At 70.7% G+C, this 20,052-nt stretch carries 23 protein-coding genes; 11 read left to right on the top strand and 12 right to left on the bottom strand.

Annotated features, from left to right (window positions below; genetic code table 11):
- Positions 1-153 precede the first annotated feature (153 nt).
- Positions 154-897 carry an enoyl-CoA hydratase/isomerase family protein gene (locus tag OG252_RS50835; protein WP_266447682.1) on the top strand — a complete coding sequence of 248 codons (744 nt, stop codon included), beginning with the start codon at positions 154-156 and terminating at the stop codon, positions 895-897.
- Between the two features lie 60 nt (positions 898-957).
- Here OG252_RS50835 and OG252_RS50830 read toward each other — a convergent pair whose 3' ends face one another.
- The 12 genes from OG252_RS50830 to OG252_RS50775 form a co-directional block, all read right to left on the bottom strand.
- Entirely contained in the window at positions 958-1,269 is a 312-nt protein-coding gene (locus tag OG252_RS50830) for a DUF1330 domain-containing protein (protein ID WP_266447677.1), read from the bottom strand.
- A gap of 61 nt (positions 1,270-1,330) precedes the next feature.
- Positions 1,331-1,519, bottom strand: a complete 189-nt coding sequence (locus tag OG252_RS50825) for a ferredoxin (RefSeq protein WP_266447669.1) — start codon at positions 1,517-1,519, stop codon at positions 1,331-1,333.
- Positions 1,516-2,835 (bottom strand): cytochrome P450, encoded by a 1,320-nt coding sequence (locus OG252_RS50820; RefSeq protein ID WP_266447667.1) that lies wholly within the window; start codon positions 2,833-2,835, stop codon positions 1,516-1,518. The genes OG252_RS50825 and OG252_RS50820 overlap by 4 nt, the downstream gene beginning before the upstream one ends.
- Positions 2,836-3,047: 212 nt before the next feature.
- Entirely contained in the window at positions 3,048-3,932 is an 885-nt protein-coding gene (locus OG252_RS50815; RefSeq protein WP_329344944.1) for a TetR/AcrR family transcriptional regulator, read from the bottom strand.
- Between the two features lie 126 nt (positions 3,933-4,058).
- Complete coding sequence (locus OG252_RS50810) at positions 4,059-5,303, bottom strand: metal-dependent hydrolase family protein (protein ID WP_266447662.1); 1,245 nt, start codon at positions 5,301-5,303, stop codon at positions 4,059-4,061.
- A 2-nt stretch (positions 5,304-5,305) separates the two neighbouring features.
- The gene (locus tag OG252_RS50805) at positions 5,306-5,644 is read right to left on the bottom strand and encodes a hypothetical protein (RefSeq protein ID WP_266447659.1); all 339 of its coding nucleotides are present in this window, start codon (positions 5,642-5,644) and stop codon (positions 5,306-5,308) included.
- A 32-nt stretch (positions 5,645-5,676) separates the two neighbouring features.
- Positions 5,677-6,954 carry an aromatic ring-hydroxylating oxygenase subunit alpha gene (locus tag OG252_RS50800; RefSeq protein WP_266447654.1) on the bottom strand — a complete coding sequence of 426 codons (1,278 nt, stop codon included), beginning with the start codon at positions 6,952-6,954 and terminating at the stop codon, positions 5,677-5,679.
- A 102-nt stretch (positions 6,955-7,056) separates the two neighbouring features.
- Complete coding sequence (locus OG252_RS50795) at positions 7,057-8,280, bottom strand: CaiB/BaiF CoA transferase family protein (protein WP_266447651.1); 1,224 nt, start codon at positions 8,278-8,280, stop codon at positions 7,057-7,059.
- A complete protein-coding gene (locus tag OG252_RS50790) occupies positions 8,277-9,176 on the bottom strand; it encodes an NAD(P)-dependent oxidoreductase (protein ID WP_266447648.1) in 900 nt (299 codons plus the stop codon). Before OG252_RS50790 ends, OG252_RS50795 begins: the two co-directional genes overlap by 4 nt.
- Complete coding sequence (locus OG252_RS50785) at positions 9,173-9,601, bottom strand: carboxymuconolactone decarboxylase family protein (protein ID WP_266447645.1); 429 nt, start codon at positions 9,599-9,601, stop codon at positions 9,173-9,175. The genes OG252_RS50790 and OG252_RS50785 overlap by 4 nt, the downstream gene beginning before the upstream one ends.
- A gap of 29 nt (positions 9,602-9,630) precedes the next feature.
- Complete coding sequence (locus OG252_RS50780; RefSeq protein WP_329344943.1) at positions 9,631-11,082, bottom strand: aldehyde dehydrogenase family protein; 1,452 nt, start codon at positions 11,080-11,082, stop codon at positions 9,631-9,633.
- A 1-nt stretch (position 11,083) separates the two neighbouring features.
- Positions 11,084-11,845, bottom strand: a complete 762-nt coding sequence (locus OG252_RS50775) for an SDR family NAD(P)-dependent oxidoreductase (RefSeq protein WP_266447640.1) — start codon at positions 11,843-11,845, stop codon at positions 11,084-11,086.
- Between the two features lie 211 nt (positions 11,846-12,056).
- Here OG252_RS50775 and OG252_RS50770 point away from each other — a divergent pair, with 211 nt between their 5' ends.
- The 10 genes from OG252_RS50770 (at position 12,057) to OG252_RS50725 (ending at position 20,036) form a co-directional block, all read left to right on the top strand.
- A complete protein-coding gene (locus OG252_RS50770; RefSeq protein ID WP_266447637.1) occupies positions 12,057-12,890 on the top strand; it encodes an NAD(P)-dependent oxidoreductase in 834 nt (277 codons plus the stop codon).
- Positions 12,877-13,737, top strand: a complete 861-nt coding sequence (locus OG252_RS50765; protein ID WP_329344942.1) for a mycofactocin-coupled SDR family oxidoreductase — start codon at positions 12,877-12,879, stop codon at positions 13,735-13,737. Before OG252_RS50770 ends, OG252_RS50765 begins: the two co-directional genes overlap by 14 nt.
- Before the next feature lie 59 nt (positions 13,738-13,796).
- Positions 13,797-13,997: a ferredoxin gene (locus OG252_RS50760; RefSeq protein ID WP_329344941.1), complete on the top strand. Its 201-nt coding sequence runs from the start codon at positions 13,797-13,799 to the stop codon at positions 13,995-13,997.
- Positions 13,994-15,352, top strand: coding sequence for a cytochrome P450 (locus OG252_RS50755; protein WP_266447628.1), 1,359 nt, complete (start codon positions 13,994-13,996; stop codon positions 15,350-15,352). Before OG252_RS50760 ends, OG252_RS50755 begins: the two co-directional genes overlap by 4 nt.
- Before the next feature lie 5 nt (positions 15,353-15,357).
- Complete coding sequence (locus tag OG252_RS50750; protein WP_266449047.1) at positions 15,358-17,040, top strand: thiolase C-terminal domain-containing protein; 1,683 nt, start codon at positions 15,358-15,360, stop codon at positions 17,038-17,040.
- A complete protein-coding gene (locus OG252_RS50745; protein ID WP_266447626.1) occupies positions 17,037-17,945 on the top strand; it encodes an alpha/beta hydrolase in 909 nt (302 codons plus the stop codon). The genes OG252_RS50750 and OG252_RS50745 overlap by 4 nt, the downstream gene beginning before the upstream one ends.
- Positions 17,942-18,598 (top strand): DoxX family protein, encoded by a 657-nt coding sequence (locus OG252_RS50740; protein WP_266447625.1) that lies wholly within the window; start codon positions 17,942-17,944, stop codon positions 18,596-18,598. Before OG252_RS50745 ends, OG252_RS50740 begins: the two co-directional genes overlap by 4 nt.
- Complete coding sequence (locus OG252_RS50735) at positions 18,595-19,407, top strand: NAD(P)-dependent oxidoreductase (RefSeq protein WP_266447622.1); 813 nt, start codon at positions 18,595-18,597, stop codon at positions 19,405-19,407. The genes OG252_RS50740 and OG252_RS50735 overlap by 4 nt, the downstream gene beginning before the upstream one ends.
- 163 nt (positions 19,408-19,570) lie before the next feature.
- Positions 19,571-19,741: a hypothetical protein gene (locus OG252_RS50730; RefSeq protein WP_266447619.1), complete on the top strand. Its 171-nt coding sequence runs from the start codon at positions 19,571-19,573 to the stop codon at positions 19,739-19,741.
- Between the two features lie 142 nt (positions 19,742-19,883).
- Positions 19,884-20,036, top strand: a complete 153-nt coding sequence (locus OG252_RS50725; RefSeq protein ID WP_266447617.1) for a hypothetical protein — start codon at positions 19,884-19,886, stop codon at positions 20,034-20,036.
- Positions 20,037-20,052: the final 16 nt, after the last annotated feature.

The following is a 20,052-nucleotide window of genomic DNA, read 5'->3' as shown; positions in this document are numbered from 1 at the left end:
GGGCGGGCGGTGCGGGAGTGCGGGCAGGGCGCCGCCCGCGTGGCCCGGGCGGTCGGATCTTCCCCCTGGACCGACCCGCCCCGGCGCCGGATATGCTATTTCCGCTTACTGAGAATGCCAATATCCTCGACGCCACAGGTACGGAGGTTCCGCATGGTCGAGCTGGACGGCGCGGTCGCGACGGTCGAGCTGGAGCTGTACGGCGCGGTCGCGGTCGTCACCATCAACCGCCCGCACGCCCGCAACGCCATCTCCCTGGACACCATGGGCGGGTTGGAGAAGACCCTGGATGCGGCACAAGGGGCGCGGGCGCTGGTCATCACAGGGGCGGGAGACCGCGCGTTCGTCTCCGGCGGCGACCTCAAGGAGCTCGCGGCCCTGCGCACTCATGAGGACGCCGCCGAGATGGCCCGGCGGATGCGCGGCGTCTGCGATCGGATCGCGGACTTCCCCGCGCCGGTGATCGCCGCGCTCAACGGGCACGCCCTGGGCGGCGGCGCCGAGATCGCGGTGGCGGCCGACATCCGGGTGGCCGCGGAGAACATACGGATCGGGTTCAACCAGGTCAGCCTGGAGATCATGCCGGCGTGGGGCGGCGCGGAACGGCTGGCGACGCTCGTCGGGCCGGGACGAGCGCTGCTGCTGGCCGGGGCGGGGCGGATTCTGGACGCGGGCGAGGCCGAGCGGCTGGGGCTCGTCGACTTGGTGCTGCCGCGAGCCGAATTCGCCGACGGCTGGCGTCAGTTGGCGGCGTCGGTGGCCAATCGTCCTGCGGCGAGCATCAAGCGCGTGGTCCGCGGCGTCTCCGCGCAGGAGGCCGTGGACGCGTTCGCCGAGCTGTGGGTGGCGGACGAGCACTGGGAGGCCGCGGAACAGGTGCTGCGCCGCCGCCCCTGAGCGCGGCGCGCCATCGCCCTGCCCGGGGACCATGCGCGAGGGCAGGGCGATGCGGCAGGGTCAGCCCTGGCGCGGTGGCATCTCGAACCCCGCGAGCAATACGGCGTTGCAGTCGGCCGCGGCCAACCGCAGCACCTTCGCCTCGGCATACGCGGCGGACTCGTACCAGGCCTGGGCAGCTTCCACGGAAGGGAACTCCACGAGGACGGTGCGCCCTTCGTGCCACTGGCCCTCCAGGACCTGCGGGCTCGCGTCGACCGCGAGGACGTGTGCGCCCGCCTCGGCCATGGACGGCGCCGCCGCGCGACCGTAGGCATCCATTTTGGCCTGGTCCTTGATGGCCTCGGTGACGATGACATAGCCCTTGGGCATACGGGACCTCTCTTCCTACGGCGGAATGTGCGGACGTTGCGGATGGCCCAGTGGCAGGGGGTCAGGTCACCGTGATGGCGCGCTCGGGGCAGGACCCGGCCGCCGTCTTCACGCCCGCCTCCGTCCCGGCCGGCAGCTCGCCCTCACGCGCCTCGGCATAGCCGTCATCGGTGAGGGTGAACACCTCCGGGCAGGCGAGCTCACAGATGCCGTGGCCCCGGCAGCGCTCGTCGTCGACGCTCGCCTTCACGCGGCCTCCTGCGGAGGCGAGAGCGTGAACTCCAGGAACAGCCTGGTCAGTCCGCGCAACATGAAGGTCGGTACGTAGTGGAAGCGGCGCGCGCCCTCGGGGCCGTGGTGGTCCTCGGAGAGGCGGATGTCGGTGGTGCGGTCGAGGAGCCGTTCGATGGCCACCCGGGCTTCCGCGCGGGCCAGCGGTGCTCCCGGGCAGGTGTGCGGTCCGCGCCCGAAGGCGATGTGGCGGCGGACCCCGGGGCGCGCGGGATCGAACGCAGCGGGGTCGTCGAACTGGCGTGGGTCGCGGTTCGCTGCGCTGTTGAGGAGCATCACCGTGGTGCCCGCGGGCAGATCGACACCGCCGACGGTGACGGGTACGCGGGTGAGCCGGAAGTCGCCCTTCACCGGGCTCTCGGTGCGCAGCACCTCCTCGACGAATAGCGGTACCCGGTCGCGGTGCTCCCTCAACTGAGCCTGCAGCTGTGACTGTTCGGCGATGAGCCTGAGTGCGGAGCCGAGCAGGCGCACCGTGGTCTCCTGACCGGCCGCGAACAGGTTCGCGGCGACCCGCACGACGTCCGCGACCTCGGGCAGCCTGCCGTCCGGGAAGGTGGCGGTGGCCAGGCCGGTGAGGACGTCCTCGCGCGGCACACGGCGCCGGTCCTCGATGTAGCGTGCGACGCGCTCGTACAGGTGCCCCAGCGGGTTGCGGTCGAGGGTGTCCTCGCCGGTACTGCCGATACCGCCGCCGTCCGCCGGACCGTGTCTCAGCAGGGCGGCGATCTCCGCCCGGTCGCCTTCCGGTACGCCGAGCAGATCGGCGATGACGAGAAAGGTGAAGGGACCGGCGAACCCGTTGACGAACTCACCCGGGACTGCAACGCCCTCGCCCTCCAGGAAATCGTCGAGCAGGCCGTCGGCGAGGCGCCACATGGCCTCCTCGTTCTCCTTCAGCCGCTTCGGCGTGATCAGCCGCATCAGGAGCGCCCGGTGGTCGGTGTGCACCGGCGGGTCGAGAGTCGGCAGCTGGTCGCTCATCGGCAGCTCGTCGCGGTGCGCCTCGATGAGCCCGCTGACGTCGTCGCCCTCGAGCGGCACCGGAAATCCGGGGAACGGCCCACTCACCGCGTTGCACGCGGAGAACGCCTCGGTGTCGTTGTAGATCCGTACGGCCTCGTCGTAGCCGGTCACCATGACCACGTCGTGGTGATTCTCGCGCTGCACCGGACAGCGCGCGCGGAGTCCGTCGAGATAGGGGTACGGGTCCGCGACGACGCTCTCGTCGCGGAAGAAGTCCACTGCCTCGAAGTCCGTCTCATCGTCCGTCACTGCCGGCACGGCTCCCTTCATCGGCGTTACCCGGTAGGGAAGTTACCAACACCGGACAGTCTTGAGAAGGACGTTTTCACACATGACAATGACAATCTCATCCTGCTGCGGCCATGGCGGCCCTGGTACATGCCGCCGGCAACGCGAAAGCCCCGCGCGGACGCTGGTGCGTACGCGCAGGGCTGATGTGATGCGCTGAGGCGGTACGGAGGTCAGTCGGCAGCGCGCTTGGTCGTGCGCGCGGTCGTCGGCTGCTTGGCCGGTGCCTTCTTCGCGGCGGTCTTCCTGGTCGTGGTCGTCTTCTTCGCCGGGGCCTTCTTGGCCGCGGGCGCCCGCTTCGCAGGCGTTGCGCTCTTCGCCATGGCCTTGGTCGGCGCCTTCACCGCGCTGCGGCCCTCGGCCGTGAGCCCGCCGAACAGCAGCTCCCACAGCTCCTCGGCCTCCGCGGCTGTGTCGTCCCCGGCGTGCAGGCCGCCGATGGTCACGGCGAAGGAGCTGAACATGGTCGCCTGCAGCACCGTCCCCGCGACGCGGCGGAGGTCCAGATCCTGGCGCACGGCACCGGAGGCGGCCGTCGCCTCGAGCAGTTCGACGAGGAGGGCGTTGATGGGCCCGAAGGCGCGCGCCGCCTCCTTGGGGTGCTCGGTCATCAACTGCTGGGCAAACTCCGCCATGCCGAGTGTTGCCGCCATGCGCTCCTTGGGGGCCGCAGCGGTCGGCCGGCACAGCCGGTAGTAATCGACGGTGAAGCGGTGCAGACGCTCCAGCGGATCGGCGATCTCCTCGAGCGCGTCGCGCAGCCGGACCGTGGTGGAGGACACCGACTCCTCGAACAGGGCGAGCAACAGCTCGTGCTTACCGGCGAAGTACTGGTAGAAACTCCGCAGTGACTGGCCGGACTTCTTGACCACTTCCTGCACGGTGAAGTCCTTGCCGGACTCGCCGCTCAGCAGTTCGAGGGCCGCGTCGAGAAAGCGCTGCACGCGCTTCTCGGCCCGCACCCGCGCGGGATCGACGGACCGCGCGACGGCCAGCTCACGCCAGCTGGCGGTGGTCTCGGTGGAAAAGGGCTCCGGCGCCGGATCGCTCGTGGTCATGGCCCAAGCCTAGCGCACGGGCGAGATCGCGCCTCTCCCTTACCAGTACGCTCGCCCACAGTGTGCAGAAACTAGGTTCTCTCTTTGTCCGGGTTGTGTTCGCAGGGGTGGTCCCGGGGCGGCGCATCAGTCCCGGTACACCTGCCCGCCTTTCATCACGAACCGGACGTCACCAGTCACTGCGATGTCGGAGAGCGGGTCACCCGCGACAGCCACGATGTCGGCGAGCAGCCCGGGTTCGAGCCGTCCGCGGTCCTCGGCGTCGATGAGATCGGCGGCGACGACCGTGGCCGCCCGTAGCGCCTGGAGCGGCGTCATCCCCCGGTCCACCAGGGCGATCAACTCCTTCGATCCGCGGCCGTGCGGGATGGCGGGAGCGTCGGTGCCCAGGGCCACGCGCACCCCTCGGGCGATGGCGCGCGAGGTGGTGGCCCGGGCGAGCGGAAAGACCTCGGCGGCCTTGGCCTGCAGTTCGGGGGCGGCGTGCGTCAGGTCCATAGCTTCGGTCAGGCAGGTGGTGGCGACGAGGAACGTGCCCCGCTCCGCCATCAAATCCAAGGTCTCGTCGCTCGCGAGGAAGCCGTGCTCGATGCAGTCGATGCCCGCGTCCAGGGCGGCGCGGATGGCCCGGTCACCCATGCAGTGGGCGGCGACCTTGACGCCGGCGCGGTGGGCCTCGTCCACGATGGCGCGCAGTTCCTCGTCGGAGTACTGCTGGGCGCCGGCCGGTCCGGTGTGCGACATCACGCCGTTGGAAGCGCAGACCTTGATGACGCGGGCGCCGTACTTGAGCTGGTAGCGGACGGCCTTGCGGACCTCGTCGACGCCGTTGGCGATGCCCTCCTCGACAGTGAGCGGCATGACGTGCGGAGCGAGCGCCTGGAACATGGTGGGGTCGAGGTGGCCGCCGGTCGGTGTGATCGCATGGCCGGCGGGCACGATCCGCGGGCCTTCCACCCACCCCAGGTCGATGGCCTTCTTCAGGGCCACGTCGAGAAGGATGCCGCCGGTCTGCACGAACAGTCCGAGGTTGCGGACGGTGGTGAATCCGGAGCGCAGGGTCCGGCGGGCGTTGGCCGCGGCGCGCAGGGTCCGTACGGCCGGGTCCTCCTGGACCGGGATGAGCGGGCTGCGGTGGTCGGCCCCGCCCAGGACCAGGTCCACCTCCATGTCCATCAGACCTGGCAGCAAGGTGACATCACCGAGGTCGCGTACGACCGGGTTCTCCGGCAGGGAGTCGGGGCCGATCGCGGTGATCCGTTCACCCTCGACGAGGACCGAACCCCCGGTGACGTACTCCCCCTTCTCCATGTCGAGCAGCCGGGCGGCGCGGAGGAGCACGGGAGGCGACGGAGTGCGGGGCCGGTCCATGCCTACACCGCCGGTTCGAGGACGGCGTCGATGCTGGAGGCGCCCGAGTCGGGAACCCTCGGCTGGCGCCAGGCCTCCACGGGGAAGGCGACGGTCACCAGCGCGCAGAACGCCCACAGCAGGCGCTTGTCCTGCTCGGAGAGGTTCTCCGGCTCGGTCATGTCGACCTGCTCCAGGTAGGCCGTGCCGTCCCGCAGGAGCGGGAACGCCACGCTGTAGAAGGCGTCGAGCTCCTCCATGGTGGAGGCGATGCGCTTGGCGTAACGGGCGCGCTCGGTCGGGATCGCCCAGTCGGCGAAGGGCTCGAGCGCGGCGAATTCGGGCGGGAAGGTCTGCGCCATGGTCGGTGTCTCCCGGGGGTCGTCGGCTGCTGTCAGGACGCGTCGGCCGTGCTCGCCTCGTGATCGTTCACGTACCGCATCGCCGTGTGGTGCAGATGCCGTAGGAGTACTTCCTGGTCGTTGAGCGGGAAGTCGAGGGCCGCCCGGGACTGCAGCATCGTCTGGGTCGCTTCGAGGGTGTTGCCGTCCTGCAGCCCGTACTCCTTGAAGGAGACGACGGCCAGCTCCTGCTGCAGCCGCTCGAAGGCGTTCTTCGGCGGTACGAAGTAGGCGGTGCCCTCGAAGATGTGCGTGTTGTACGAGGTCGGCCAGTAGTGGTACGTGAGGACCCAATTGGGGCGCCAGATCAGCAGCATGAAGTTGGGGAAGAAGACGAAGGAGTCCATGCCCCAGCGCTTGTCGCGGGTCGGGTTGACCGCGGCCGGCAGGTCCTCGGTGGCCACGCCGATGTCCGGTGCGTCCCAGGGCCCGAACAGACCGCTGCGCAGCGCCGCTTCGATGGGCTTGACCATCTTGCGGTCCAGCGGCGGCGCGATGCCTCCCCAGGAGGAGACCATGCTGTGCGGGCCGTCGATGTCGTACGCGAGGGCCTCGTAGCCGTACTTCTGGATCTTGGCGCGCTCCTCGGCCATGTACTGGCCGCCGTGCAGGATCGGCGCGTGATAGAACTCGGCGAACGCGTCGATGAACAGCTTCCAGTTGGAGCCGATCTCGGCACGGTACTTGTGCACCTGGGTCAGCCTGTCGAACGGGTAGCCCTCGATGCCGGACCCGAACTTGCCGAGGAAGTCCCGCAGTTCGGTGGTGTTCTCCGGGTCGAGGTTGACGAAGACGAAGCCCTCCCACACCTCGCACTGGACGCCGACGAGTCCGTAGTCACCCTTGTCGAGGTCGAAGAACTCGCCTTCCTGCTGCACGAAGGCCAGCTTGCCGTCGAGGCCGTAGCGCCAGGCGTGGTACTTGCAGGTGAACTGACGGCAGGTGCCGCTGGTCTCCTCGCGCGGGAAGTCGTTCCACACCAGCTTGTTGCCGCGGTGGCGGCAGACGTTGTGGAACGCGCGGATCTTCTCGTCCGTGCCGCGCACGATGATGACCGAGGCGCCGGCGGCGTCCAGCTCCTTGGTGAAGTAGCTGCCCTTCTTCGGCAGCTGCTCGACCCGGCCGACGTTCAGCCAGGTCTTCTTGAAGATCGCCTCACGCTCCTGCTCGTAGAACTCCGGCGAGATCGAGTCCTCGAACGAGAGCGGCTCGGTGCCGATCTTGAAGTGCTCGGTCCAGCTGCCCGCCTCGGGCTTGGGGAAGTGCGGCATGGGGTTCCGTCCTCACGCTCGTCGTTCCGACAGGCTGACGATAACAGAGCTATCGATTGAAGAGAATGTCATTCTCATTTTTTCGCGATCACCTCTGGTCCGTCACTCACAGCCCGGCCCGGAGACCACACCCGCCTGCGCCCAGGCAGCCAACTCCTCTTGCCCGTAACCCACTTCGGCCAGGACCTCCCGGGTGTGGGCGCCCACCTGCGCGCCCGCCCACCGGATCCGGCCCGGCGTCCGGGTCAGGCGCGGCACCACACCGGCCATCGCCACCTCACGGCCGAGGTCCGTGTCGTGGACGCGCTGGATCATCTCCCGAGCCAGGTACTGGGGATCGGCGAGCATGTCGGGAGCCCGGTAGACCAGGCCGTGCGGTACGGCGGCCGTTGTGAGCAGCTCGTCCAGGTCGGCATGGTCGAGGGTGCCGGTCCACGCGCCGATCAGCTCGTCGAGCTCGGCCATGTGCGCGCCTCGTGCCACATGCGTGCAGTAGCGCTCGTCGTCGGCGAGTTCGGGCCGTTCCATGGCTTTGGCCAGGCGTACGAAGATGGGGTCGGCGTTGGCCGCCACGATCATCAGGCGGCCGTCCGCCGTGGGGTACGCGTTGGACGGGGCCGAGCCCGGGAGCGTACCGCCGGATCGGGTACGGACCTGGCCGGTCAGTTCGTAGTCGGCGACCAGTGACTCCGACAGCGCGAACACCGCCTCGTACAGGGCGACATCAACCACCTGCCCCCTTCCGTCGCGCTCGGCCTGCCGCAGCGCGGCGAGCGTGCCGAACGCGGCGAACATCCCGGAGAGCTGGTCGCCCATCGACAGCGCGGCACGCGCCGGCGGGCGATCGGGCGATCCGGTCAGCTCACGCAGTCCGCCCATCGCCTCGCCGATACTGCCGAAGCCGGGGTCGCCCGCGCGCGGGCCGGTCTGGCCGAATCCGGAGACCCGGGTCATGACCAGGGCGGGACGTTCCCGGCTCAACTCCTCGTATCCCAGGCCCCATTCCTCCATCCGGCCGGGCGTGAAGTTCTCCAGGACCACATCGCAGGTGAGAGCGATTCGGCGGGCCGCCTCCCGGCCTTCGGGGCGTCTCAAGTCGAGGGCGACCAGGCGCTTGTTGCGGGCGAGCGCCGACCACCAGATGCTGCGGCCGTCCAGCAGGACTCCCCAGCGGCGCATGGGGTCACCGGCGCCGGGGGCCTCGATCTTGATGACTTCGGCGCCGTGGTCCGCGAGGAGCTGCCCGGCGAAGGGTCCTGCGACGAAGCTGCCGAGTTCGAGGACGCGCACGCCGGTGAGCGGGCCGTCTGCTGCGGATGTCGTCATGAGGATTCCTCCGCACTGTCGTGGAGAGCTTCCTGATGAGCCCGTGCGGTGTACGGATAGATCCGGGTGAAGTCGGCGCCCGGCTCGGCGGTCGCGAAGTCGTCCCACACCTGGCCGGTGACCGGGCCGACCTGCCCCGCACTCCCGTCACGTTGCTCGGCGACGGCCTCCAGGTAGAGCGCCACGTCCTTCGCCATCAGCGTGTTGGCGAACCCGGAGGCATAGCGCCCGGTCAGCACGTGGTGCGGGAACTTGTCGGAGGTGGCCGCCGACCGACCGCTCGACGTGTTGAGGACGTCGAGGACCGTGGCCATGTCGAGTCCCACCGCGCAGGCGAAGGCGACCGCCTCGCTGGTCGCACACAGGGCGGTCGCGGAGAGGAAGTTGTTCGCGAGTTTCAGGGCCTGCGCCAGCCCCGGGCGGTCCCCCACCCGTCGGCGCCGGTCGCTCAGGCCGACCAGGACCGGCTCCACACGGGCGCACGCCTCGTCGCCGCCCGCGTACATGACCATGAGGGTGCGGGCGCGGGCCCCCGCCACGCCGCCCGAGACCGGCGCGTCCACATAACCGACACCGGCCTCGGCGAGCAGGTCGGCGACGCTGCGGGCGGCCACGACGCCGATGGTGGAGGTGTCGACGACGTGGGTGGCGCGCCGCCCGGCGGCCGTCGCGATCTCACGGGCGACCTTCTCGCAGGCCGCCCCGTCGGGGAGGCTGAGCACCATCACGTCGCAGCGGCGGGCCACCTCCGCGACACCGGACGTCATCGCCGCACCGGACGGCAGTCCGCCGGCTCCGGCGGTGTCGTACGCCAGGACGCCGTGGCCGCGTTGCACCAGGTTGGCGGCGAGGGCGCCGCCCATGTTGCCGAGCCCGATGAACCCGACCGTGCTCATGCCCCAGGCCCCTCTCGCCCGTCCCGTGCGTCCCGTACGTCTTTGAGGGCACGCCGTGCCGCCAGTCCTGCGGGCGCCCCGCAATAGCCCGCGATCTGGAAGAGCAGTTCGTCCAGCTCCTCGTCCGTGACACCGGTCCGTTCCCGTACGGAGGCGTGCAGACGGAACTCCTCCATGCGCCCCATGGCGGCCGTCATGGCGAGCACCAGCAGGCTGCGGTCGCGCGGGCTCAGCGCACCGCCTCTGGCCCATGCGCCCCAGGCGACGGTGGTGATGTAGTCCTGGAAATCCGCGGCGACGGTGCCCGCGGGGGCCGCGTTGGCATCGACGTACGCGTCGCCGAGCATGGCCCGGCGCAACGCTCGGGCGGCCTCCAGAAGCGGGGCCGTCTGTGGCGGAGGCGTGGGCGGGTCGGCCTGTGGCATGGGGACTCCCGGGTCGGTGACGGTTCGGTTCATGAGCTGCCCAGCGCGAGGCTGACCGTCTTGACCTGCGCGTACTCGTGCAGCGCTTCGAGGCCCTTCTCCCGGCCGTAACCGCTCTGCTTGTAGCCGCCGAAGGGGGTCTCGATGGTCAACGGGCAGCCGTTTACGGTGACTTGGCCCGCCTGGATCCGCTCAGCGAGGCGCAGTCCGCGGGCGGTGTCGCCGCTCCATATGGAGGCGACCAGCCCGTACGCGGTGTCGTCGGCCAGAGCCAGTGCGTGGGCCTCGTCGGTGAACGGCATGGTGGCGAGGACCGGTCCGAAGATCTCTTCGCGGGCGAGCGGCAGATCGCGGGGCACGTGGGCGTAGAGGGTCGGCCGGATGTACAGACCGCCGGCGGGCGCCCCGTCCTCGTACGCTCCGCCGCCTGTCAGCGGACGGCAGCCTGCCTCGCGGGCGCGGTCGAAGTGGTCGAGGACCTCGGCGTACTGGGCCTCGGTGTTGATCGGGCCGAAGTCCCTCGCCGGTTCGAGGCCTTCGAGCCGTGCGGCGACCTCGCGTACGAAGGGGTCGTGTACGGAGGACTCGACGAGCAGCCGCTTCGTGGCCGAACACACCTGTCCGGCGTTCGCGGCGACGGCATTCACGGCGGCGGCAGCCGCGCGCTCCAGGTCGGCGTCGGCGAAGACCACCAGCGGTGACTTGCCGCCGAGTTCGAGGGTGAGCGGGATCAGGCGGTCGGCAGCCACGGTCGCCAGACGCCGACCGGTGGGCACGGACCCGGTGAACGCGACGCGGCGCACCTCGGGGTGCAACGCCAGCGGGGTGCCCACCTCGCGGCCTGTCCCCGTCACCACGTTGAGCAGCCCGTCGGGCAGGCCCGCCTCGCTCGCGATCCGCGCCAGGCACACCGTCGAGGCCGACGTCAGCTCCGACGGTTTGACCACCACGGCGTTGCCCGCCGCGAGGGCCGGGGCGAGCGCGCGGCAGGCCTGGTTGAGCGGCAGGTTCCAGGGAGTGATGACCGCGACGACGCCGTACGGTTCGAGCCGGGTGTACGTGAGGGCGCCCGCGCCCTGATCGATGGTCCGGCCGTGGTGGGCGTGCAGAGCGCCCGCGTAGTAGCGGAAGTACGCCGCCGACATCTCGGTCTCCAGGCGCAGTTGAGCGTCCGTCTTGCCCGTGCAGGCCCGTTCCAGGGCGGTCAGCTCGCCGGTGTGTGCCGCGATCGCGTCCGCGACGCGGTGCAGGGCCGAGGAGCGGTCGGCTGCGGGCAGGGCGGCCCACGCGCGGTACGCGGCGCGGGCTGCGACCACGGCGCGGTCCACGTCGTCGGGGCCGCCGGCCGCGACCTCGTCACCCGGCTCGCGGGTGGCCGGCCGGAGCGTCGGCAGGTAGCTGCCGCGGGCGGGTTCGCTCGGTTTTCCGCCGATCCAGTGGTCATGACGGACCGTCGCCCGCTGGCGCGCGGAGGCACCCATATCAGGTGTTCCGCCCGCCGTTGACGCCGATGACCTGACCGGTGACGTACCCCGCCTCCTCGCTCACCAGATACGCGCAGGCCGCCGCGATGTCCTCGGGCAGACCCGCACGCCGCACCGGGGTGCGGGCCGCGTGGTTCTCGATGGTGTCGCCGAGCAGCCCCTTCTCCTCGCTGCGCCGCGACATCGGGGTGTCGATGAAGCCGGGCGGGATGGTGTTGACGGTGATGCCCTCGGGGCCGAGTTCGAGTGCGAGGGCCTTGGTGAAGCCGATGACGCCGGCCTTCGACGCCACGTAGTGGGTCATGAGCGGCTGGCCTCCCTGAGCGCTGGAGGAGGAGATGTTCACGATCCGGCCCCAGCCGGCGTCGAGCATGTCGGGAACCGCTGCCTGGCAGCAGTGGAAGGTGCCGGTGAGGTTGACTGCGAGGATCCGTTCCCACTGCTGGGCGGTGATGTTCAGGAACCGCTTGAAGCCGTCGATCCCGGCCGAGTTGACGAGGATCGCGATCGGGCCGAGCTCTTCGCGGACCTGCGCGTACGCGGCGTCGATGCTTGCACGGACGGCTACGTCCACCCGTACCGCGAGCGCCGTTCCACCGTCGGCGCGCACCTTGGCCGCGGCGGCTTCGACCGCCTCGGCGTCGAGGTCGAGCAGGGCCACGGCGGCCCCGTCGCGGGCGAGGCGCTGGGCGACGGCCAGGCCGATCCCCGAGGCGGCGCCCGTAACGACCGCCACCTTGCGTCGAGTTGCTGCGTGCACGCGGTACTCCTTGGTGTGTCGTGGGCGTCGACCCTCGGGCGGTACGAATGCTTCCTCGTTGCGAGAATACGATTCTCTGTGGTCGGCAGCAATGACTCCGATCATCCGGAAACAACCCAACCGCACAGCCCGGTGAAGAATCCGATGACCGAGGGGTTCCGCGTCCACAAGCCGCGAGATTACGATTCTTGCTACCGGAAGGGAGATTCTTGTGCGCCTGGGATTCATCGGCGCCGGACGCATGGGGCTGCCGATGGTGCAGCGGCTCACGGCGGCCGGGCACGAGGTGAGGGCACTGGGGCGCACGCCCGCGGCGCGAAGCCGCATCGCCCGGGCCGCACCTGGAATCCGCCCCGAAAGCGGCATCCGAGAGGTCGCCGAGAACTCCGAAGCGGTCCTGGTGTGCGTGTTCAGCGACGATCAGGTCCGCGAAGTATGCCTCGCGACGCCCCTGCTCGACGCCCTGGCGCCGGACGCGGTCGTCGTCGTGCACACCACCGGCAGCCCCGCCACGGTCGAGGCGATCGCCGCCCAAGGTGCCAGGGTGGTGGACGCCCCCGTGAGCGGCGGCCCGCACGACATCGCGGCAGGACGCCTCACGCTCTTCTCCGGCGGCGCGGACGGCGCCGTACGCCACGTACTGCCCGCGCTGGGGGCGTACGCGGATCCGGTGCTGCACGTGGGGCCGCTCGGCTCGGGACAGCGCGTGAAGCTGCTCAACAACGCTCTGTTCGCCGCCCAGTTGGGCCTGCTCGGCGAGACCGTACGGCTCGCGGCGGCGCTCGGGTTGGACGAGACGGCACTGCTCACCGCCCTGCCGCACGCAAGCGCCGAGAGCCGCGTGGCCAGGGCGGCGGCCGCCAGGGGTTCGGTGGCGGCGTTCACCGACTCGGTGCGCTCCTTCCTCGAGAAGGACATCACGGTCGTACGAGAGGTAGCGGCCGGACTCGGCACCGATCTGGGCCTGTTGGAGGTGGCCATCCGTACGACTCACAGCAAGCAGTCACTACGACACCAAGGGGACACCGCTCATGGGACGTGTTGAGGGCAAGGTCGCGTTCATCACCGGAGCGGCCCGCGGCCAGGGCCGCAACCACGCCGTGCGGCTCGCCGAAGAGGGCGCCGACATCATCGCCGTGGACCTGTGCCGCGACTACGAGACCGTCGGCTACAAGATGGCCACGCCCGACGACCTCAAGGAGACCGTGCGCCTGGTCGAGGCGCAGGGCCGCCGGGTCGTCGCGCTCCAGTCGGACGTGCGCAGCATGGCCGAGATGCGCGAGGCCGTGCAGCGCGGGGTGGCCGAGCTGGGCGGACTCGACATCGTGGTCGCCCAGGCCGGTATCGCGCCGCTGCGCGGGGAGCCGAAGCTCCAGGCCTGGTGCGACGCCGTCGACGTCGACCTCATCGGCACGATCAACGCCATCCAGGCCGCCCTGCCCCAGCTGCGCGAGGGCGCCTCCGTCATCGCCACCGGCTCGACCGCGGCCCTGATGGACCACGGCATCGTCGCCGAGCCGGGATCGAATCCGGGCGGCGCCGGCTATGCGTTCGCCAAGCGGGCGCTGTCGGAGTACATCCACGAACTCGCCCGCAACCTGGCCCCCTTGAAGCAGCGGGCCAATGTGGTCCACCCGACGAACTGCGACACTCCGATGCTGCAGAGCGAGCCCATGTACCGCTCGTTCCGCCCGGATCTGGAGAACCCCACGCGGGCGGACGCCGAGCCCTCCTTCGCGGTGCAGCAGGCGATGCCCGTCCCGTACGTGGAGCCGCTCGACATCAGCAACGCGGTGCTGTTCCTCGCCTCCGACGAGGCCCGGTACATCACCGGCACGCAGCTGCGCGTGGACGCCGGCGGCTACCTCAAGTGGCACGACTGGCGCCGCTGACCCGTGGCCCGCCCCGCACCCGTACGACACCCATGTACCCGTACGAAAGGAGAGAGGCCGTGAAGGTGCGCGTGGATCCCGAGCGCTGCCAGGGCCACACCCTGTGCGCCATGGTCGCGCCCGAGGTATTCCGGCTCGACGAGGTGGACGGCCACTCGTCGGCCGTCCACGAGGACGTACCGGCCGACCAGGAGGAGACGGCGAGCGAGGCCGCGCACTCCTGCCCCGAGCGCGCCATCACGGTATGGGGGGACCGATGAGCGGGGAACGCGAGGAACGGAAGCAGCCCGTCTACGCCTTCGACCGCCACGCCCCGGGCTACCGCGAGCGGTTCGAGGCGATCACCGAGGAGATGCAGAGCCGCTGTCCGGTGGCCTGGTCCGACACCCACGGCGGGCACTGGGTGGTCAGCGGCAACAACGAACTGTTCGAGATCGCACGGGCGGCCGAGCATCTCTCCAACGACCATGACGTCACGGGCGACGGCACCGGCTACCAGGGGATCAGCATTCCCGCCCCGACACGTGCCCGGGGGTTTCGCGGCGGCTTCCTGGAGATGGACCCGCCCGAGCAGCGCCACTACCGCCAGGCCCTCAACCCGTACCTCTCCCCCGCCGCCGTCCAGCGCTGGATCCCCTTCCTCGACGAGGTGGTGCGCGCCTGCCTGGACGAGCACATCGAGCAGGGCCGAATCGACCTGATCGACGACCTGGCCAACGTCGTGCCGGCGGTGCTCACGCTCGCCATGCTGGGCATTCCGCTCAAACACTGGACCATCTACAACGAGCCCGCCCACGCCGGCGTCTACACGCCGCCCGACTCCCCGGACATGCCGCGGGTCATCGAACTGCACATGGCGATGATGCGGGACATCGCGCAGCAGATCGCGTCCGTACGCGAGCAGCCGCGACCGGGCCTGATCGACGCCCTGGTGAAGGCGGAGATCAACGGCAGGAAGCCCGACGAGATGGAACTCATCGGCGTGGTCGCCCTGTTGATCGGCGGCGGCTTCGACACGACGACCGCACTGACCGCCCACGCGCTGGAGTGGCTGTCACAGAACCCGAAGGAACGCGAGCGGCTCAGCGCCGAGCGCGCGACGCTGCTCGACCCGGCGACCGAGGAATTCCTGCGCTTCTACACACCGGCGGTCGGGGACGGCCGCACCGTCTCGCAGGATTGTGCGCTGGCGGGCACCGAGTTCAAGGAGGGCGACCGGGTGTGGCTGTCCTGGTCGATGGCCAACCGCGACCCGGCCCAGTTCCCCGACCCGCACCACATCGACCTGGCCCGCAAGCACAACCGGCACAACAGCTTCGGCCTCGGCATCCACCGCTGCATCGGATCGAACGTGGCCCGGACGGTGTTCAAGCGGATGCTGCTCGCCGTGCTCGACCGCATGCCCGACTACGTATGCGACCCGGACGGCACCGTGCACTACGAGACCATCGGGGTCATCAACGGGATGCGGCATCTGCCCGCCACCTTCGCACCGGGCGAGCGGCTCGGTCCGGGGCTCGACGAGACCCTGGACAGGCTGCAGAAGGCGTGCGACGAGCAACGGCTCGCGGAGCCGGTCACCGTACGCAAGTCCCGTGCGAAACTGGGCGGTTGAGGCCCGTGCCCGGGGAGAACGGCGAGGGCGTGCGTCCACTGCCCTCACTCACCGACGACTCCGCGTTCTTCTGGACGTCCGGAGCGGACGGACGGCTGCGCTTCCAGAAGTGCCGCGCGTGTGCCGCACTCATCCATCCGCCGCAGCCCGTGTGCTCGTACTGCCGCAGTCATGACACCCGCGTCACGGCGGTCTCGGGGTACGGCACGCTGGTCGGCTTCACCGTCAACTGGCGCTTCGGCCTGCCGGGCCTGCCCGCCCCGTACGTCGTGGCGCAGGTGGCGATCGAGGAGGATCCGCGCGTCCGGCTGACCACGAACGCGATCCGGTGCGATCCGCAGGACCTGACGCTCGGGATGCGGATGGAGGTCGTCTTCGAGCAGGTCGAGGATGTGTGGCTGCCGCTGTTCCGGCCTGTCCCGGAGCAGGGCGAGCCCACCGAACTGCCCGCCGACGAGACAGGCCCCGCCGAGATCACCCGGCTGATCCGGCCGCCGGTCCGGACTGCGCGCAAGTTCGAGGAACAGGCGGCGCTCACCGGGGCCGGTGCCTCGCGGATCGGGCGCCGTCTCATGGTGCCGCCGCTGGCCCTGACCGTCGAGGCCTGCGAACAGGCGGTCGCGGACGCCGGGTTGACGCTCGACGACATCGACGGGCTCGCCACCTACCCTGGCGCAGGACCGTTCGGCGGCTTCGGGGAGGGCGGGATCACGGCCCTCGAATCAGCGCTGCGGATCCGCCCCACCTGGCACAACGGCGGTGGTGAGACCTTCGGCCCGGGCGGTTCGCTGATCGCGGCGATGCTGGCGGTGGTGGGCGGGCTCGCCCGGCATGTGCTGTGCTTCCGTACGGTGTGGGAGGCCACGCACGGCGCACTCGTGCGCCAGGGCCGTCTGACGGCGGCGCTTCCCGCCAGGGTGGAGGGAACGGCCGCGTGGCGGATGCCGTTCGGCGCCACCTCCGCCGCGCACCTACTGGCGCAGAACGCCCAGCGCCATATGCACCGTTACGGCACGACCCGGGAGACGCTCGGCTGGATCGCCCTCAACCAGCGCGCGAACGCCGCGCTCAACCCTGCGGCGGTCTACCGCGATCCGATGACCATGGACGACTACCTCACGGCCCGTCCCGTCACCAGCCCTTTCGGTCTCTACGATTGCGACGTGCCGTGCGACGGCGCGGTCGCCGTCGTGGTCTCCGCCGTCGACGCTGCCCGCGAGCTGCCCAGGCCGCCCGTCCTCGTCGAGGCGGTCGGTACGCAGATCGTCGAGCGCCTCGACTGGGACCAGTCCACCTCCACCCACGAGCCGCAGGTCCTGGGGCAGGCGGCCCATCTGTGGACCCGTACGGATCTGCGTCCGGAGGACGTGGACGTGGCGCTGCTCTACGACGGCTTCACCTTCAACTGCCTGTCCTGGATCGAGGCTCTCGGCTTCTGCGGCATCGGCGAGGCGAAGGACTTCCTCGACGGCGGCAAGAACATCGCCCGAGACGGGATCCTGCCGCTCAACACACACGGCGGCCAGCTTTCGCACGGCCGCACCCACGGCATGGGCCTCGTCCACGAGGCGGTCACCCAACTGCGCGGCGAGGGCGGAGCGCGGCAGGTCGCGAACGCCCGGGTGGCCGTGGTGAGTTCGGGTGGACTCACCCCCAGCGGCGTACTTCTGTTGAGGACGGACACGTGACCCCTTGCGACACCGAGTCCCCCGCGCAGCCTCACGGGGACGTCGTCGACGCCGACGGCGTCCCCCTGTCGGCGCTGGTGTGCGAGGTCCCCCGGCCGCGGGCCGTGGTGCTCGCCCTGCACGGCGGTGGCACCACCGCGACGTACTTCGACTGTCCCGGCCGTCCCGACCTGTCCTTGCTGCGCCTGGGCGCCGCGCTCGGGTTCACGGTCATCGCGCTCGACCGGCCCGGATACGGAGCTTCGGAGGCGTACGCCGAGAAGGTCCGCGATCCGGCGCGCCGCGTGGACCTGGGCTTCGCGGCCCTCGAGGCGCTCCTCGCGCATCGGCCCGGCGGCGCCGGAGTCTTCCTGCTCGCGCACTCGGCCGGCTGCGAACTGGCCATGCGGATGGCAGCGGACGAGCGCGGCCGTGACCTCATCGGCCTGGAGATCGCGGGTACCGGCCTCGAACACAACCGGTCCGCCGTCGACACGCTCGACACGGCTGAGCGCGACGCCGGCGGACGGCCCCTGCGCCCGCGCGGGTTGCGCGCGGTGCTGTGGGGTCCCAGCCGGCTGTACGCCCCCGAGGTGTACGACGACGCGGCGATTGCGGGACCGTCCCCGCTCTACGAGGCGGAAGCGCGCCACTGGGTGGACCAGTTCCCTCAGCTGGCTGCCCTGGTCGGGGTGCCGGTCCAGGTGAGCCTCGGTGACCACGAGACGGTGTGGCGCTCGGGGCCCGCCGAACTCGACCGCCTCGCGGACCTGTTCACCGGTTCGCCTCGCGCCCGCCGGCACGAACAGGCGGGCGCGGGCCACAACTTGAGCCTTGGGCTCACCGCTCGCGCCTACCACCTGCGGGTGTTGTCGTTCGCGGAGGAGTGCGCGGTGCTGCGCGAGTCGGAAGAAGGACGACGATGACCGGGGCCGAGTCGACAGCGGTGCTGCTGCTGCGGGTGGTCCTCGGCGTCACGATGATCGTCCATGGCCTCAACCACTGGCGGGGCGGCGGGAGGATCGCCGGGACGGCCCGCTGGTTCACCGGGCTCGGGCTGCGGCACGGGCGGTTGCAGGCCTGGCTGAGCGTGGTCACCGAGGTGGGCGCAGGGGCCCTGCTCGTGCTCGGGTTGCTCACGCCGCTGGCCGGCGCGGCCGTGATGTCGGTGATGCTCGTCGCCGGGTTGCTCGCGCACCGCCGCAACGGCTTCTTCGTGTTCAAGGACGGATACGAGTATGTACTCGTACTCGCCGTGGCCTGCGTGGCGCTGGCGATGCTCGGCCCCGGAGACGTGTCGCTGGACGCCGCGGCCGGGATCGACATCGACGGCTGGGCGGGCGGGGGGCTCGCGGCGGGGATCGGAGCGGCGGGGACGGCGGGGCTGCTCGCGACCTTCTGGCGGCCGGGCACACAGGTGCCGGAGGCGACAGCCGGGGAGGCAGCTGATGGGCCACTGGGCGAGGCACCGAATGGGCCACGCGCCAAGACACCCCATGCGACTCCCGCCAAGACACCCGATACGCCCCGGGCCGAGACACCGCAAGAGTCACCCGACGAAGGGCAGGAACCATCGTGACGCACGTCGGATTCATCGGTCTGGGCAGCCAGGGCGCCCCCATGGCCCGCCGCATCATCGACGCCGGTTATCCCACGACGTTGTGGGCGCGCCGCTCGGCGACGCTCGCACCGTTCGCGGACACCCCGGCGAAAAGGGCCGCATCGCCCGTCGAACTCGCCGCCGACTGCGACCTGGTGTGCGTGTGCGTCGTCGACGACGCCGACGTGGAGCACGTGATCCTCGGCGAGCACGGGGTACTGGCCGGACTCCGCAAGGGCGGGGTGATCGCGGTGCACAGCACGGTCCATCCCGACACCTGCCGCCGCCTGGCGGAACAGGCGCGTACGCACGGTGTCGAGGTGATCGACGCACCGGTCAGCGGCGGCGGACCGGCCGCCGAGGCAGGCAGGCTCCTCGTCATGGTGGGCGGGCAGAATCCGACGTTCGCGCTCTGCCGCCCGGTGTTCGAGACCTTCGGCGATCCGGTGGTCCATGTCGGTCCGCTGGGTTCGGGACAAACGGCGAAACTGCTCAACAACGCACTGTTCACGGCCCACTTGGCCACGGCCGCCGACACGCTCGCGCTCGGGAACGAGCTGGGCCTGGACGCGGGTCGGCTCGCGGAGGTGCTCGGCCATGGCAGCGGCGCGAGCTTCGCGCTAGGACGGGTGGCCGCGGCGGGCGGCACCCTGACGGCGCTGGCGGGCCGCGCCGGCCCGTTGCTACGCAAGGACGTCCGGCTCCTGGCACAGCTCGTCGGGCGAGTCGAAAGCGCCACGTTCACGGCCGCCGACGACGCCTTGGGCCGCATGGAACATCCTCGTTGACATCGAAAGGCAGTACGTCATGCACGAACCCTCTTTGGTCTCCGCTGAGTTGAGGTGTCAACACTCCGGCTCGGTCCTCACCCTCCGCCTGTCCGGCCGGGCGACACCCGTGCCCCATCGGGCGATCGGCGCGGCGCTCGAGTCCGCCGAGGCCGATCCTTAAGTGCGTGCCCTGCTGCTCGCCGACTGCACGGAGTCGGACCCCGGCAACCTGGTGACCGAGGCCGACCACGACGACGCCCGGACGGCCGCGTATCTCCGACTGCTCGCGGGCCGTACACCGTTGCCGGTAGTCGGAACCGCGACGGGCATCTTCTCGGGCCGCGGTCTGTGATTCCCGTACAAGGCGGGGCCCGTCGTGGCGCACGGATACCGATGGGTGCCGCACTGGAAACCTGCTGCTGACCGGAGACCCGGTCGACGCGCAGCGCGCCTTCGAACTCGGCCTCGTCAACCGCGTCGTATCGCCCGACGCCGTGGAGTCGACGGGGTTCACGCCGGCCGCGCGGATCGCCGAAGGCTCCGTCCACGGACTTGCCGCCAAGGTTCTCGTACGCCTCGCCGCCACCGCCCCTTCACTGGAGGCGGCCCGGCGCGAGGCCCGGCGGGAGCGTGGGGGCCACTCCTGAGCGGGACCCCGATTCA

Origin of the sequence: Streptomyces sp. NBC_01352 (assembly GCF_036237295.1) — a bacterium.
In the GTDB taxonomy this organism is placed as follows: Bacteria; Actinomycetota; Actinomycetes; order Streptomycetales; family Streptomycetaceae; genus Streptomyces; species Streptomyces plumbiresistens.
The sequence above is the reverse complement of the archived record's forward strand: the minus strand, read 5'-3'. Positions and strand labels throughout refer to the sequence as shown.

Excerpts from the sequence above, each read along its gene's own strand:
- OG252_RS50835 (WP_266447682.1), top strand. The coding sequence starts at position 154 with ATGGTCGAGCTGGACGGCGCGGTCGCGACGGTCGAGCTGGAGCTGTAC.
- OG252_RS50815 (WP_329344944.1), bottom strand. The coding sequence starts at position 3,932 with ATGACCACGAGCGATCCGGCGCCGGAGCCCTTTTCCACCGAGACCACC.
- OG252_RS50830 (WP_266447677.1), bottom strand. The coding sequence starts at position 1,269 with ATGCCCAAGGGCTATGTCATCGTCACCGAGGCCATCAAGGACCAGGCC.
- OG252_RS50805 (WP_266447659.1), bottom strand. The coding sequence starts at position 5,644 with ATGGCGCAGACCTTCCCGCCCGAATTCGCCGCGCTCGAGCCCTTCGCC.
- OG252_RS50810 (WP_266447662.1), bottom strand. The coding sequence starts at position 5,303 with ATGGACCGGCCCCGCACTCCGTCGCCTCCCGTGCTCCTCCGCGCCGCC.
- OG252_RS50800 (WP_266447654.1), bottom strand. The coding sequence starts at position 6,954 with ATGCCGCACTTCCCCAAGCCCGAGGCGGGCAGCTGGACCGAGCACTTC.
- OG252_RS50740 (WP_266447625.1), top strand. The coding sequence starts at position 17,942 with ATGACCGGGGCCGAGTCGACAGCGGTGCTGCTGCTGCGGGTGGTCCTC.
- OG252_RS50785 (WP_266447645.1), bottom strand. The coding sequence starts at position 9,601 with ATGCCACAGGCCGACCCGCCCACGCCTCCGCCACAGACGGCCCCGCTT.
- OG252_RS50780 (WP_329344943.1), bottom strand. The coding sequence starts at position 11,082 with ATGGGTGCCTCCGCGCGCCAGCGGGCGACGGTCCGTCATGACCACTGG.
- OG252_RS50790 (WP_266447648.1), bottom strand. The coding sequence starts at position 9,176 with ATGAGCACGGTCGGGTTCATCGGGCTCGGCAACATGGGCGGCGCCCTC.
- OG252_RS50765 (WP_329344942.1), top strand. The coding sequence starts at position 12,877 with ATGGGACGTGTTGAGGGCAAGGTCGCGTTCATCACCGGAGCGGCCCGC.
- OG252_RS50795 (WP_266447651.1), bottom strand. The coding sequence starts at position 8,280 with ATGACGACATCCGCAGCAGACGGCCCGCTCACCGGCGTGCGCGTCCTC.
- OG252_RS50755 (WP_266447628.1), top strand. The coding sequence starts at position 13,994 with ATGAGCGGGGAACGCGAGGAACGGAAGCAGCCCGTCTACGCCTTCGAC.